General features: G+C 61.8%; 13 protein-coding genes. 7 read left to right on the top strand and 6 right to left on the bottom strand.

Annotated features, from left to right (window positions below; genetic code table 11):
- Positions 1–10: 10 nt before the first annotated feature.
- A complete protein-coding gene (locus GN300_RS08155; RefSeq protein ID WP_007730785.1) occupies positions 11–679 on the bottom strand; it encodes a DsbA family protein in 669 nt (222 codons plus the stop codon).
- Between the two features lie 140 nt (positions 680–819).
- On the opposite strand from GN300_RS08155, the gene GN300_RS08150 reads away from it, so the two are divergent.
- Positions 820–1647, top strand: a complete 828-nt coding sequence (locus tag GN300_RS08150) for an AraC family transcriptional regulator (RefSeq protein WP_030536057.1) — start codon at positions 820–822, stop codon at positions 1645–1647.
- Here the strand turns inward: GN300_RS08150 and GN300_RS08145 are convergent.
- Both GN300_RS08145 and GN300_RS08140 read right to left on the bottom strand, forming a co-directional pair.
- Positions 1634–2629 carry an ABC transporter substrate-binding protein gene (locus GN300_RS08145; protein WP_054781018.1) on the bottom strand — a complete coding sequence of 332 codons (996 nt, stop codon included), beginning with the start codon at positions 2627–2629 and terminating at the stop codon, positions 1634–1636. The genes GN300_RS08150 and GN300_RS08145 overlap by 14 nt on opposite strands.
- Before the next feature lie 6 nt (positions 2630–2635).
- A complete protein-coding gene (locus GN300_RS08140) occupies positions 2636–4030 on the bottom strand; it encodes an MFS transporter (RefSeq protein WP_082845719.1) in 1395 nt (464 codons plus the stop codon).
- Between the two features lie 119 nt (positions 4031–4149).
- Between GN300_RS08140 and GN300_RS08135 the strand changes: the two genes are divergently transcribed.
- Positions 4150–4812 carry a TetR/AcrR family transcriptional regulator gene (locus tag GN300_RS08135; RefSeq protein WP_054781113.1) on the top strand — a complete coding sequence of 221 codons (663 nt, stop codon included), beginning with the start codon at positions 4150–4152 and terminating at the stop codon, positions 4810–4812.
- Positions 4813–4818: 6 nt separating this feature from the next.
- Here the strand turns inward: GN300_RS08135 and GN300_RS08130 are convergent, their stop codons facing one another.
- Complete coding sequence (locus GN300_RS08130) at positions 4819–6039, bottom strand: SfnB family sulfur acquisition oxidoreductase (protein WP_054781112.1); 1221 nt, start codon at positions 6037–6039, stop codon at positions 4819–4821.
- 98 nt (positions 6040–6137) lie between these two features.
- On the opposite strand from GN300_RS08130, the gene sfnG reads away from it, so the two are divergent.
- Positions 6138–7262 carry a dimethylsulfone monooxygenase SfnG gene (gene sfnG, locus GN300_RS08125; RefSeq protein ID WP_007730790.1) on the top strand — a complete coding sequence of 375 codons (1125 nt, stop codon included), beginning with the start codon at positions 6138–6140 and terminating at the stop codon, positions 7260–7262.
- Between the two features lie 12 nt (positions 7263–7274).
- Here sfnG and GN300_RS08120 read toward each other — a convergent pair whose 3' ends face one another.
- Positions 7275–8801: an aldehyde dehydrogenase family protein gene (locus GN300_RS08120; protein ID WP_050656790.1), complete on the bottom strand. Its 1527-nt coding sequence runs from the start codon at positions 8799–8801 to the stop codon at positions 7275–7277.
- 127 nt (positions 8802–8928) lie between these two features.
- Here GN300_RS08120 and GN300_RS08115 point away from each other — a divergent pair, with 127 nt between their 5' ends.
- Positions 8929–10071: an acyl-CoA dehydrogenase family protein gene (locus GN300_RS08115; RefSeq protein WP_007730792.1), complete on the top strand. Its 1143-nt coding sequence runs from the start codon at positions 8929–8931 to the stop codon at positions 10069–10071.
- Between the two features lie 9 nt (positions 10072–10080).
- Positions 10081–10773, top strand: a complete 693-nt coding sequence (locus tag GN300_RS08110) for a GntR family transcriptional regulator (RefSeq protein WP_054781111.1) — start codon at positions 10081–10083, stop codon at positions 10771–10773.
- Between the two features lie 10 nt (positions 10774–10783).
- Here GN300_RS08110 and GN300_RS08105 read toward each other — a convergent pair whose 3' ends face one another.
- Positions 10784–11404 carry a TetR/AcrR family transcriptional regulator gene (locus GN300_RS08105; RefSeq protein WP_063315555.1) on the bottom strand — a complete coding sequence of 207 codons (621 nt, stop codon included), beginning with the start codon at positions 11402–11404 and terminating at the stop codon, positions 10784–10786.
- Positions 11405–11520: 116 nt separating this feature from the next.
- Between GN300_RS08105 and GN300_RS08100 the strand changes: the two genes are divergently transcribed.
- A complete protein-coding gene (locus GN300_RS08100) occupies positions 11521–12390 on the top strand; it encodes an oxygenase MpaB family protein (protein ID WP_042446353.1) in 870 nt (289 codons plus the stop codon).
- 104 nt (positions 12391–12494) lie between these two features.
- Positions 12495–13634: an EstA family serine hydrolase gene (locus tag GN300_RS08095; protein ID WP_042446349.1), complete on the top strand. Its 1140-nt coding sequence runs from the start codon at positions 12495–12497 to the stop codon at positions 13632–13634.
- Positions 13635–13641 lie beyond the last annotated feature (7 nt).

The following is a 13641-nucleotide window of genomic DNA, read 5'->3' as shown; positions in this document are numbered from 1 at the left end:
AGTGCGTGGGTCAAGCCACCGCATACGCCCGCACACACGTGTTCAGGTCGCGGGTGAGATCGGCCGCGGTACTGGTCGGAGAACCGAATTTCACGACGGACCCGTCGCTCCCGTGGAACAACAGCGTCGGAAACGAAGTGGCGCCGAGCCTGCGTGCTCGGACGAAATCAGCGCGGGCAGCATCCTTCGAGGCGGCGGTGAACAGGGAAGACACCGCGGCAGATGGGTCGAGTTGGAGGGATTCCGCGATGGATCGGTACGTCTCGGGATCGGAAAGGCTGCGACCGTCTCGGTAGAACGCGATCTGCATGGCCTCCGCGATGTCGAGGGCGCGTGTCGGATCTTGCGCGCGCAGTGCGGCGAGTCCGATCGCTGCATCCGTCGAATCCATGACGAACCGCCCATCAGTCACCAGTTGTGAATATCCGTCACCGAAGACAGCGCCGGTCTGGGCGGCGATGGTCGCGTTGGCTGATTTCAGGTACGGAGCCGAAGACATGGGCGCGACGCGCTCACCGGTGAACAGTCCGCCGCTGACCACGGACAAGTCGATGGAATCGGCATTTTGACGGACGAACTCCGTCAACGCAGGGCCGAAGCCGAAACACCACCCGCAATAGGCGTCGAAGACGTAGGTGAGTTGCGTCTTGCCTGCTGTTTCCGAGCGTGATGTCTGCACTGGAAGATTCCTATCCGAGCGTGAACTGATTGATACTCTGACGGTATGTCGCATTCGGGTATTCGGTCACGGTGAAGATGAGTCCCGAACTAGTGAAAAACAGACAAGTACCCGTCCGGGACGTCGGGTACGCATCGTCGGTGGCAGATGCGACCGAGATCGAAGTACTCAGCCTGGACACCATTCGCATCAACGGGGGAAGCGCAGAGTTCGTCGGCCCCCAACGTCCGCAATTTCACTTGCTCGCTCTGGTGACCGAGGGCTCGGCGCTACACACCATCGACTTCGTGAACTACGCGGTGAGCCCGGGGACCGTGTTCTGGGTCAGACCGGGGCAGGTGCAACAGTGGGGGCGAATCCAGGATTTCGAGGCGACGGTTGTTCTGTTCACGCCCTCGTCGCTCGATGCCGTCAGTCAGCAGTTGTTGGACGGGAACGCTCGCAGTCGGCAGGCAGCGTGGCAGTTGTCCGGTGAGAACCTCGAGACCATCAGCACGGGTATGAAACACCTGAACCTGAACTACGGCTGCCCGGATACTTCCGCGCCGGTCGTTCGCGCGGCCATTCTGCGGCACACGCTGACAGCAATTCTGTTGAAACTGACCCATCTCGGTGGACAGGAACAGAGTTCCGTGCTGGCGCACAATGACGTGTTCGAAAGGTTTCATGCCGTTGTCGAACGTGACTTCGCCACGGTCCGTTCGGTTTCGGAGTACGCCAACAAGATCGGGTACTCCGAGAAGACTGTGCTGCGGGCTACCCGAGCCGCTGCTGGGATGACGGCAAAGCAGTACATCGATCAGCGTGTGGTTCTCGAAGCGAAACGTCTGCTGTCTTTCGGCACGGACACGGTCACCCAGGTGGCGTCGAAGTTGGGGTTCGACGATTCTGCGAACTTCACGAAGTTCTTCGCCACCCGGGTGGGTGTTTCTCCGCTGACCTTCCGTCAGGACGTCAGAGCGCGCTGAATGCCGCCCATCGCGCGTCGGCGCTGTCGAGGGTTCCGATACTGTTCTGCCCCTTGCCATGTGCGATGCCGTCCAGATCCTGGATGATCCAGTAGATGGCAAAAGGATGGCTGCCGAACCAGAGATCACCGCTGACGTCCAGAGCGTGCGCCGGATCGGGTGTCAGGTTGTCGAACAGTGGAGTGTTTCGCACGATGGATGCGTCGTACTGCTGCCCGGAAAGTACGGCGACGGTCTGCGCCGCATGCTCGGGTAGGAGTTCCGGCGAGACGGGGGAAATCGTGCCGGTGACTTGATTGTTGGTCGCGTTGACTTCCGATGCCGGCCTGGTGAATCCGGCCTCGGTGACCAGTGTGGAGATGGGAGTGGTCGGTGGCACGGTGAACAGGTTTCCGCTGTAGCCGAGAAGGATCGCAAGGCTCTGGCCGGCAGCCGCGGACTTGACGCCTTCGAGGCCGGATTCCAGCTTTCCGATCATGGCGGTAGCTTCGCTGCCTCGATCGAGCTGTGCCCCAGCTTGTTCGAGCACGTCACGCCACGGCGCCGAGTACGGGAGGACCAAGGTTGGCGCCACGGCGTTGATCTGAGCGAACAGGCTCGGTAATGGACCGGCATTGCTCATCAAGATTTCATCGGGTTCGACGGACGCGATCTCCTCGACGGCGGGGTTGGCGAAGAAGGTCGGCTTGTCGAGAACTTCGACGCCCTGCTCGCGCAGGATCGACTTGGCGACGTCCGATCGCAGGGTGCTGTAGACGACGGTGGGCTTCACGCCGAGTGCGAGTGCACTCAACCCCGCGTACTCGTCGAGCGCGAGAATGCGCTGCGGTGAGGCCGGAACTTCGACGGTGCCGAGTTCGTGGGTGACGGAGCGAGTTGCAGAGGCGGTGTCGGACTCGGCGGAGCTGCTGCACGCGCTTGCGCCGGCGACGGTCAGGAGAAGCGCCGAGACGATGCCGAATGCGGTTCGGGTGGTGAACATCTGAGGTCAACGATCCATTCGTGGGAAGAAGAAGGACAGGAGGGTACCGGCCAGCAGTAGGCCGGAGCAGACGAAGAGGGCTTGGGAGTATCCGGAAACCAGTGCTTCGGTCGGCGCGCTGTCCGAACGTGCCGTCGAGGAAGCGGCGACGCTCACGAGAACGGCTAGTCCGAGTGAACCGCCGATCTGACGCGATGTACTCAGTAGCCCGGATGCCATGCCGACTTCTTCGGGGGGAGCGTCGGCGGTGGCGACGTTACTGAGCGGCATGAACGACAGACCGATGCCGATGCTCGCCAGAAGCGAAGGCACCAGGATGACGGCCCAGAAGGGACTGTCGAGGTTCATGGTCGAAAACATGAAAGTTCCGATTGCGGCGACCGCTGTTCCGACTACGAGCAGCGGTCGAACTCCGTAGCGCGGAAGGAGTTTGGTGGACGCGAGGATGCCGATCACCAGGCCGAAGCAGAAGGGCAGGAAAGCCAGACCGGTGGTGGTCGGTGAATAGCTCAGCCCGCGTTGCAGGAAGAGTGAGACGAAGAAGAACGCGCTGAACTGTGCCGCGCACACCAGGCACATGATGGCGTTGGCCAGTCCGATTCGGGGTCGAAGCAGGGTGGACAGTCTTACCAGTGGTGTGGCGCAGCGGCTTTCGACCACAACGAACGCAGTGAGCAGCGCGATCGTGAGCGCGAATCCACCCAGCACGTAACCCGAAGTCCAGGAATGTGATTCCGTGGCGATCACTGTGCCGACAAGGGCGGTGATTCCGGCCGTCGCCAAGATGGCTCCGGGGAGATCGAGGGAGCCGCCTCTGGCGGCTTGGCCGGCCGGCAGGCCACGGGCACCGGCAACTGCGGCGATCAGGGCCACTGGTGCGCCGGCGAACATCACCCATCGCCAACTGAGCCCTTCGGTCAAAATGCCGCTCAGGACGACACCGAGTGCGCCGCCCAGTGCTGACGACATTGCGCCGATGCCGAATGCCTTGGCCCTGGCGCGTCCGGTGGGAAAGGCCTGACTGAGTGCGGCGAGCCCGGCAGGCGCGATCAGTGCAGCGCCGACGCCTTGAAGCGCCCGCGCTCCGACAAGCATTTCGGCGGACACGGAGAAGGTGCCGACGATGCTGACGAGGGCGAACAGCAGAAGCCCGGAAACCAGAACTCGACGAGTGCCCATCACGTCGCACAGACGACCGCCGAGAAGCAGCAGTCCGCCGAAGGCGAGGGCGTACGCGTTGACGACCCAGGACAACCCGGCGTCGGAAAAGTTCAGCGATTCCTGGATGTCTGGCAGCGCGACGTTGATGACCGACATGTCGAAGGCCACCAGGAACTGCGCTGCCGCGGCGGCTGTGAGGACCAGAGCCGGTGCGGCTACCGCTCGAGTTGTTGTTGTCATTGCAGGTACCTAATTTGTATACGCGTTCTCATAAGTAGTTAGGTTTACCTTGCTGGCGACTGAGATGCAAGGGGTTCCCCGGGCGAGAGCGTCGTAGCAGGGGCGCGCACAATCGACGGATGGCCGAAAAGATGGAACCGAGATCACCGCGGCTCGGACGTCCCCCGACGATCACGTCGGAGCAGATAGTCGACGAGGCGAAACGGCAGCTACAGACCGGCGGCGCCGACGCGTTGAGCATGCGAGCGTTGGCGAAGTCGCTCGGCACCACGCCGATGGCGCTGTACCGGCACGTGGGCGACAAGGAACAGCTGATCAGCGCGGTGCTCGATGTGTACTCACAAGATCTCGGCGCGCTGGTCCTGCCGCAGGATCAGGTCGAACGGCTTCGCACGATCTTCACCGCGATCTTCGAAACGCTGGCGTCGGAGCGCTGGATCATCGAGTTGCTTCAGCGCGGTGGCCGTGGTGGGAGCGGCGCTGTGGTCTTGGTCGATCGGGCGATGGCCGCGTGTGTCGAACTCGGTATGTCACCTCGTCGCGCACTGTTGGTCTATCGAGCGCTGTGGAACTACACACTCGGCGCATTGCTCAACATCTACGACACCACTACGCGACCGGAAGGCAGCGTGTCACCTCTCACGGTCAAGATCCGAGAAATCGGGCCCGAGAAACTGCCGGTGCTCAGTGAGGTGCTCGAGGACTGGCCGGGAGGGACGACGACTGAGAGCTACTTGGAAGGACTGGAAGTCTTGATCAGCGGATATATGAACTCCGACTGAGTGTGTTCACAGCAGTCCGTGCCGCGGTGGGATTGTCCCGGACAGTGTCCACCGGCCGATGTGCTGGACCTTCCACCTCGTCGGATCGTGCAGGGTGTGCGTGCGCGCGTCACGCCAGAATCGGGAGAGGTTCGCCGATTCGCCCGCGCTTCTGGTGCCACCGATCTCGAACAAAGTGCTCGTGGCCGCCAATGACGCCCTGGCGCCGACCACTTTGGCAGTTGCAGCGTCGATGGATGCTCGGGCCGTGGAGTCCTCGGTGGGATCACGACGCGCCACGTCGATCGATCGCGCTGCTTCCGCCAAGAGGGATCTGGCAGCGCGAACCTCGATTGCCGCTTCGCCGGTGAGTTGAACGAGCAGTGGATCCTCCACCGCTGTATCGACTTTCGCCTCGAAGAAGGGACGCGCCTTTGCCGCGAGTTTCACGGATTCACGCAGTGCAGCCGACGCGATGCCGGTGTCGATCGCGGCGTGCAGGATCTGGGCCTGTGCTCCGTAGGTGGTCGGGTGAGTGAAGAGCGACGTGAAGGGTACGACATTGAACTGCGGTACCGAAACGGATTCCAGGGTCACGGTTCCGCTTGCAGTTGTCTTCTGTCCCATGCCGTCCCAGTCGTCGACGATCGACAGTCCGGGAGTATTCCGGGGTAGGTAGACCGCGGATTTCACCTGTGCGCCGGTCTCGGTGAATTGATCCGCATTGGCGGCACGCACCACGATCCAATCTGCGAAAAGCGCTCCGGTGCAATAGAATTTTCGACCTTCGAGCACAAAGTCTTCCCCGTCGGGGGTGAGAGTGGTGCCGTCGATGTCGATGGTCTGGTTGCCGCGCTCGCTCTGGGCGTTGGCGAACTGCTTGCCCGACAATGCTTCGGCGTAGAAGAACTGCTTCTGCTCATTAGACCCCTGGTACCGGAGCGCTTCCAGGAAAGTGAAGTGGCTGTGCGGAATCTGCGCGATGCTGGGATCGCCCTCGGCGAGTAGGCGGAAGACCTCGGCCAACGTCTCGGTGCTTGCGTCGATGCCACCGAACTCCTTCGGCACCGAGAGTCCGAGCAAGCCGGACCGCGCCAGGGTGCGAACCTCGTCGTGGGGAAGGAGGCGCTGCGCATCGCGGACTCCGGCACCTGCCGCGAACTCGTCGGACAGCTGTGACGCCACCGAGAGCGCCTCGTCCTCGCTGGTGATGCGGTGCGCGATCTCCTGAATGTCCACAGCAGTCATGCTGCCACCGTTTCACAGTCGCAGCACCCACCCAACACTTACAACCTGTGTGATCGCTACCCTGGAAACCACTGGGAACTGCATGTTTGCTGGGTTTCATGTCTACTGAACGTATCGCCGACGAGATCAAGTTCGCCTACTGGGTGCCCAATGTCAGTGGTGGTCTGGTCACCTCCGACATCGAGCAGCGGACCAGCTGGGACTACGAGTACAACAAGAAGCTGGCACAGACCGCCGAGAACAACGGCTTCGAGTACGCCCTGAGCCAGGTACGTTACGAGGCGAGCTACGGGGCCGAATTCCAGCACGAATCCACGAGCTTCAGCCTTGCGCTTCTCCTGGCCACCGAGAAGCTCAAGGTGATCGCCGCGGTGCATCCGGGACTCTGGCAGCCGGCAGTGTTGGCGAAACTGGGCGCTACCGCCGATCACCTGTCGAACGGTCGATTTGCCGTCAACGTCGTCAGTGGTTGGTTCAAGGACGAGTTCACACATCTAGGCGAGCCGTGGCTCGAGCACGACGAGCGCTATCGGCGGAGCGCCGAGTTCCTTCAGGTTCTTCGTAAGATCTGGACGGAGGACGACGTCGATTTCCGTGGCGACTTCTACCGCATCCACGACTTCACGTTGAAGCCGAAGCCTCTCAACACTCCGGAGCGCCCCAATCCCGAACTGTTCCAAGGTGGTAACTCGGCGGCAGCCCGTGAGAACGCTGGCCGGTATTCGGATTGGTACTTCAGTAACGGCAAGGACTACGACGGCGTCACCGAACAGTTGGTCGACGTTCGCCGTGTTGCTCGTGAGAACGATCGGGAGGTCAAGTTCGGGCTCAACGGATTCATCATCGCCCGCGACACCGAGGCGGAAGCAAAGGACACACTGCGCGAGATCATCGCCAAGGCCAACCGCCCTGCGGTCGAGGGATTCAAGAATGCAGTCCAACAGGCCGGCGCGTCGACCGCGTCCAAGGACGGGATGTGGGCGGATTCGACGTTCGAGGACTTGGTTCAGTACAACGACGGTTTCCGCTCGCAACTGATCGGCACGCCGGAACAAATCGCGCATCGGATCGTCGAATATCGCCGTCGCGGTGTCGATCTGATTCTCGGCGGATTCCTGCATTTCCAGGAGGAGATCGAATACTTCGGGGCCAAGGTGCTTCCGCTGGTTCGTGAACTCGAAGCAGCCGACAGCGACGAGCAGGTGCTCGTCACCGCCGGCTGATCGCCTGATCTCTCAGGACTTCGCGTGGCGTTTCGCCAGCATCCAACGTGAGATCTTCATGTCCCTGGCTTTTCGCTCGATGGTCAGCAGGTCCAGCGGAGCGTTGAACTTCTGAACGGCCAGTGATTTCACACTGCTGAACTCACGCAGCCCATCGGCTCCGTGGATACGGCCGAATCCGGAATCGCCGACCCCGCCGAACGGCAGGGCGGCGATTCCGGCGAATCCGAGAACCGAATTGACCGTTACGACACCGCATTCGAGCTTTTCGGCAATCGCTCGGCCCTTCGACGAACTCTTGGTGAACACCGAGGCGCCCAAGCCGTACTTCGATGCATTGGCGCGCTCGATCCCCTCGTTCATGTCGGCGACCTTGTTCACCACGACGCTCGGGCCGAACGTCTCCTCGGTGATCGCCGTGGAATCCTCCGGAACATCCGTCAGGATGATCGGATCGATGAACGGACCGTTGAACGAATCAAGTCCGCCGAGTACAGCTTTCGCGCCGCGACTGAGAGCGTCTTCGATCTGGCCCCGGACTATCCCAGTCTGCTTTCCCAGCGTCATCGGCCCGTAGGTCGAGCTGTCGGTGGCGCCGGCGTGGGCGTCTCGTAGCGCGGCGGTGAGCTTGGACAGGAAGGCGTCGTACACGGGCGCTGCGACGTAGATTCGTTCGACGCCGGCACAGGTTTGTCCGCCGTTGCCCACTGCCCCGAATGCCGCGAAGCTCACGGCCGCATCGAGGTTGGCGTCGGAGTCCACCAGCATGGCGTCCTTGCCGCCGCATTCGGCGACCAGGGGGGTGAGGGTGTCCGCGCAGGCGGCCATTACGCGCTTTGCGGTAGCGGTCGAACCGGTGAATGCGATCTTGTCGACACCGGACGAACACAGAAGTGCACCGGTTTTTCCGTCACCGGTAATGGTCTGCAGGACAGGGTGTCCGGGTGCGGCGATGTTCCACAGCCGGGCCAATTCGACGCCGACGCCTGGTGAGAGTTCGCTCGGTTTGAAGACTACGGCGTTGCCGGCGGCCAGTGCGTAGCCGATCGACCCCATCGGTGTGTACAGCGGATAGTTCCAGGGGCCGATCACGCCGACGACGCCCATCGGCCGGTAGCCAACGGATGCAGACTGGTTGGCGCTGATCAGTCCTGCACCGACGCGTCTGCGGCGCAACACTTTCTGTGCGTTGCGTGCCGCCCAGTCGAGATGTTCGACGGCCAGCATGACTTCGAGTAGTGCGTCGTCGCTGGGTTTTCCGGTCTCGGCGGAAATGATCGCCGCCATCGATTCGGCGTGAGTGGCGATCGCGGCGCGGAAATTGCCGAGCACCTTCCGGCGGCCTTGGAATCCGAGTTGATCCCACCACTTCGACGCCGTGCGTGCTGCGGCGACCGCTTTCTCGATCTCCTGCTGGTCTGCAATGGGGTGCTGCGCGACCACGGAATCATTGCGAGGGTCGAGGCTCGCGAAAGTGTGATCGTCCGATCTCGGATCTGTCGACGTGGACGTGCTCTGGCGGCCGAGCTGTTCTGTCATGTTCTTCAGATCCTCCACATGTCGGTGCATCACATATATGTGATGTGATTTACTGTGCTGGTAGTCACAGTATGCGTCGGACCGAGCTCCGACAAGCCTCCAGCCTCATCTCACTCGGGAGTTTTCGATGTACATGGATTTCACGCAGGAGCAGTCTGATTTCGCCAAGTCGGTAGCGTCGTTCTGCAAGAAGGAAAGTGGTACCCGTGAGCAGCGAGACCTGCTGACCGATCATGGCGCCCATAACCACAACCAGGCGTTCTACGAGAAGATGGCGGAATTGGGATGGCTCGGGCTGACTGTCCCGGAGGAATACGGCGGATCCGCCGGAAGCACGGTCGACCTGTGCATCTTTCTGGAGGAAGCCGCCAAGGGCATGGCGCCGATCGGTGGACTCGGCCCGACCGTCATCACCGGGGCTGCATACGAGAAGTTCGGCAGTCCGGCCCAGAAGGAGGCAGTGCTCGGCGGGATCGTCCGTGGCGCGTCTCAGTCGATCTCGATGTCCGAACCCGAAGCGGGCTCCGACGTGGGAAATCTGAGTTGCCGCGCCGAGAAGGTCGACGGTGGGTGGCTGATCAACGGCCAGAAGACGTGGTGTTCCAACGCGCACTTCGCCGAGAACATCCTTCTGGTGGCTCGCACATCCCGAGGTGAAGGCAAGCATGAGGGCCTGACGATGTTCCATGTCCCGGCCGACATCTCCGGATTGAAGATCAGTGGAATCGACACCATGGGCGGCAAGGAGGTCAACGATCTCTACTTCACCGACACATTCCTGCCCGAGGACGCGGTGGTTGGCGAAGTCGGCAACGGCTGGCGTCAACTCATGGCCGGACTCAACATCGAACGCCTCATCCTCGCGGCGATGATGCTCGGGACCGCGCAGCGCGCTTTCGACGACACCCTCGAATTCGTCACCACGCGTAAGCAGTTCGGCCGTCCGGTCGGATCGTTTCAGGCGCTTCGCCACCGGATCGCGGATCTCGCCACGGAGATCGAATGCGGCCGTCTGCTGGTCTACAGCGTGGCCAGGATGGTCGACGCCAACCCGACCAAGATGTTCCCGCGGGAAGCGTCGATGGCCAAGCTCAAGCTGACCGAGACCGCCAAGAAGGTCGCGCTCGAGGGGATGCAGATGATGGGTGGGTACGGTTACGCGACTGAGTTCGACATGGAGCACCATGTGCGAAAGACTCTTGTGTCCTCCATTTATGGTGGTACCAACGAGATTCAGCGAGACATCATCGGCAAAACGTACGGACTGTGAGGATCGGTTGTGGCAACGTCTGCACGCACTCGGAGAGCGACATCTGAGCTGAGGAGACGGCCACAGTTGTCGGAGGACGTGGCCAACCACGTTCGCAACCTGATCATGTCTGGCTCGGTCCGTCCGGGCGAGTTCGTCAGGCTGGACGAAACCGCGGCCGACCTCGGGGTCAGCGTCACGCCGGTGCGAGAAGCCCTCGTCGCATTACGCGGCGAGGGGATGGTCGAGTTGGTTCCGCATCGCGGCTATCTCGTCTCGCCCCTCAGTCGCCAGGACATCGAAGACATCTTCTGGTTGCAGGGGCAGATCGCGGTCAAGCTGGCGTTGCGGGCGATGGACAGCATCACCGCTGATCAACTCGCGGAACTCGCGGAACTCAATGCCGATTTGCGAGCGGCGGTCGACGCTTCGGATGCAGCTGCGATCGAGCAGTGCGAATTCGAGTTCCATCGCCTGATCAATCGCGCTGCGGGTGGTGCGAAGTTGGCATGGTTCCTGTTCGGCGCGATTCGGTACACCCCTGCTCGTCTCTACGCGACGGATCCAGGCTGGGGTGAGCTTGCGGTATCGAGCCACGATGCTTTGATCGCGGCGTTCGAGAAGCACGATCGAGAACAGGTGGACGCGCAGATGAGTCTGCAGTTCTCCGACGGCGCTGCTCGACTTCTCGCTCACCTCGACAACATCGGGATCTGGGACTGAATGCAGGAGCTCAAGACGGCGGCAGGGCGGGTGCGAGCAGGATCGCCGCACATTCGGCGACCAGTTCTTCTTCCGTCACGTCGATGTACCCGTCGAGCCATGCACTGAGGGTCTGCGCCAGGCCGCCGACCAGGAACGTGGCCGTCAGGGTCAGATGACCGCTGTCGTTCAATCGGTAGAAGGTCTTCGCGTTGGCGGCCAGGAGACCGATGAATATCGTCGTCGACGCTTGGCGTTTCTCGGCCAGGACAGGGCTCGTCAGGGCGCTGGAGAACAGTAGACGTCCGCGACGGGGATCGTTCGCGATAGAGCGGACGATGTTCGCGATTCCAGCGAGCGCCTTGCCGCGTTCGGTCTCGGCGGCGTCCACTGCAGCCTGGGTTGAAACGGCGATGTCCGTGATGACGGTGTCGTAGACGGCCGACATCAGAGCATCACGATCGGTGAAGCTCTCGTAGAAGTACCGCGCCGCGACACCGGCCTTCTTGCACACTCCGCGGACCGTCAGTTCGGGCTCGGCGGAGCCCATGAGTTCCAGACCGGCCTCGATCAGCGCCTCCCGTCGTTGGGCTATGCGGAGCGCGCCGTCGACGCCACCGTACGAACGCGGTTGGTCATTCATGAAGACCATCTTTGCATCCCGAGATTGCTTGACATCTCGGCATTTCGGCGTTTCACTCATCTGAGAACATGCGTTCGCAGATATCGACTCGAAGGGGTTCTGCCATGACGGTGAGTAGGGATTCGATGGACGGGCGCGAGGAAGCGGTGGTAGGCGGCATCGGAGCGGTCGGCGTCCAGGCGGTCGACATCGACGCCGAGGTTGAAAAGGCGATGTCCGGGCTCGGACTGTTGGCCGCAGGCGCCAACGTCATCATGCAGTTGGCGCGCCCGGCGGTGGGGTACGGCGTGTACGAGAGCAAGGTCGAGACGGGTCGGTTGGATCGGCATCCGGTGAAGCGAACCCGGACGACGCTGACGTATCTCGCGGTGGCGAGCCTGGCGACGGACGAAGAAAAGAAGCTGTACCGACGCGCAGTCAACGGCTCTCACAAGCACGTTCGCTCCGATGAGAACAGCGCGGTCGAATACAACGCGTTCGATCCCGAACTGCAGTTGTGGGTAGCCGCCTGCCTGTACCGAGGCTTCGAGGACGTCTACAAAATCTTGTACGGGGATCTCGATCCGGTAACCCGGGATGCGTTCTATCAGCGCAGCGCCACGTTCGGTACAACCCTTCAGATGCGACGCGACATGTGGCCGGCGGACCGGGATGCGTTCGAGGTCTACTGGAACGAGAACCTCGACAAGGTGGCGATCGACGAGACGATTCGTGAGCATCTCTACGGGATCGCGTCGGCGACCTTCACTCCGAAGCTGTTGCATCCCGTGGTCGGTCCGCTCAACCGATTTGTCACCACCGGGTTCCTGCCCCAAGCCTTTCGTGACGAAATGCGGCTCCCGTGGTCAGTGCGTCAGCAGCGTAACTTCGACCGATCCATGCGCGTCGCCGCGCTGGTCAATCGGTTCAGTCCGAAGATTCTGCGGATGTTTCCCTACAACTTCTATCTCTGGGATCTGCGTCGGCGCATCGCCAAGGGAATCCCGTTGGTCTGAGCCGACTCTGGCACTTGAAGTGATTGACACCACAGGTGAATCGGACACATACTCAACGTAGTTGAAGTTGACGTCAAGTTTCATCATTCCTGTGGAGGCTGTCAGTGGCGAACATCGAAGGCGTATGTGACCAGCGATTCTCTGGCTTGAAGGAGGCGCTGGCACGCAATCTCGATTCCGGCGAGGACGTCGGGGCAGCGATCGCACTGACGATCGACGGCGAATCCGTCGTCGACATGTGGGGCGGTTGGGTCGACGTCGAGCACACTGCTCCTTGGTCTCGCGACACCGTTACCAATGTCTGGTCCTGCAGCAAGACCGTGACCGCACTGGCCGCGCTCATGCTCGTCGACCGCGGGTTGCTTGATCTCGACGCCCCGGTCGCGCAGTACTGGCCGGAATTCGCAGCAGCGGGCAAGGACCGAATTCGGGTCCGGCAACTGTTGTCGCACACCTCGGGTGTGTCGGGGTGGGATCAACCGTTCACGCTCGAGAACATTTGCGACGACGAATATGCCACCGCCCGGTTGGCGACGCAGGCTCCGTGGTGGGAACCGGGTACGGCATCCGGATACCACGCCCTCAACTACGGCCACCTGATCGGCGAGGTCGTCAGGCGCATCGACGGACGAACCCTCGGCCGCTTCATCGACGAGGAAATCGCCGGCCCACTCGATGCTGATTTCCGCCTGGGCTTGCCGAAGTCGGAATACGGGCGAGTCTCGAATGTGATTGCGCCACCGCCGTTGCCGATCGACATCGCGGCACTCGGGATGGACAACATCATGGTGAAGACATTCACCGCGCCGCCCGCTGACGCTACAGGTTCGTGGACCGACGGGTGGCGCGCCGCCGAGATCGGTGCGGCCAACGGTCATTCGAATGCGAGGGCACTCGCAAGGATCCAATCGGTGATCGCGTGCGGTGGCAAGGTCGGTGACGTTCGCTTGCTGTCGGAGGAAACGATCGACAAGATCTTCGAGGAGCAGTCGTACGGGGTCGACCTCGTCCTCGGCGTGCCGGTCCGCTTCGGCGTCGGATTCGGATTGCCGACGCCCGAGTCCGTCCCGTTCATTCCGGAGGGGCGAATCTGCTTCTGGGGAGGTTGGGGTGGCTCGCAGATCATCATCGACACCGAGAAGCGCATGACGTTCTCGTACGTGATGAACAAGATGGGGCCGGGTCTGCTCGGTTCCGAGAGATCGGCGCAGTACGTATCGGCGGCCTACGACGCTTTGAGTTGATCGACCG

The sequence above is a fragment of the Rhodococcus sp. Ni2 genome (genome assembly GCF_021352185.1).
Classification (GTDB): domain Bacteria; phylum Actinomycetota; class Actinomycetes; order Mycobacteriales; family Mycobacteriaceae; genus Rhodococcus_F; species Rhodococcus_F qingshengii.
This window is presented reverse-complemented; position numbering and strand designations above follow the sequence as displayed.

Excerpts from the sequence above, each read along its gene's own strand:
- GN300_RS08130 (WP_054781112.1), bottom strand. The coding sequence starts at position 6,039 with ATGACTGCTGTGGACATTCAGGAGATCGCGCACCGCATCACCAGCGAG.
- GN300_RS08120 (WP_050656790.1), bottom strand. The coding sequence starts at position 8,801 with ATGACAGAACAGCTCGGCCGCCAGAGCACGTCCACGTCGACAGATCCG.
- GN300_RS08135 (WP_054781113.1), top strand. The coding sequence starts at position 4,150 with ATGGCCGAAAAGATGGAACCGAGATCACCGCGGCTCGGACGTCCCCCG.
- sfnG (WP_007730790.1), top strand. The coding sequence starts at position 6,138 with ATGTCTACTGAACGTATCGCCGACGAGATCAAGTTCGCCTACTGGGTG.
- GN300_RS08115 (WP_007730792.1), top strand. The coding sequence starts at position 8,929 with ATGTACATGGATTTCACGCAGGAGCAGTCTGATTTCGCCAAGTCGGTA.
- GN300_RS08145 (WP_054781018.1), bottom strand. The coding sequence starts at position 2,629 with ATGTTCACCACCCGAACCGCATTCGGCATCGTCTCGGCGCTTCTCCTG.
- GN300_RS08105 (WP_063315555.1), bottom strand. The coding sequence starts at position 11,404 with ATGGTCTTCATGAATGACCAACCGCGTTCGTACGGTGGCGTCGACGGC.
- GN300_RS08140 (WP_082845719.1), bottom strand. The coding sequence starts at position 4,030 with ATGACAACAACAACTCGAGCGGTAGCCGCACCGGCTCTGGTCCTCACA.
- GN300_RS08100 (WP_042446353.1), top strand. The coding sequence starts at position 11,521 with ATGGACGGGCGCGAGGAAGCGGTGGTAGGCGGCATCGGAGCGGTCGGC.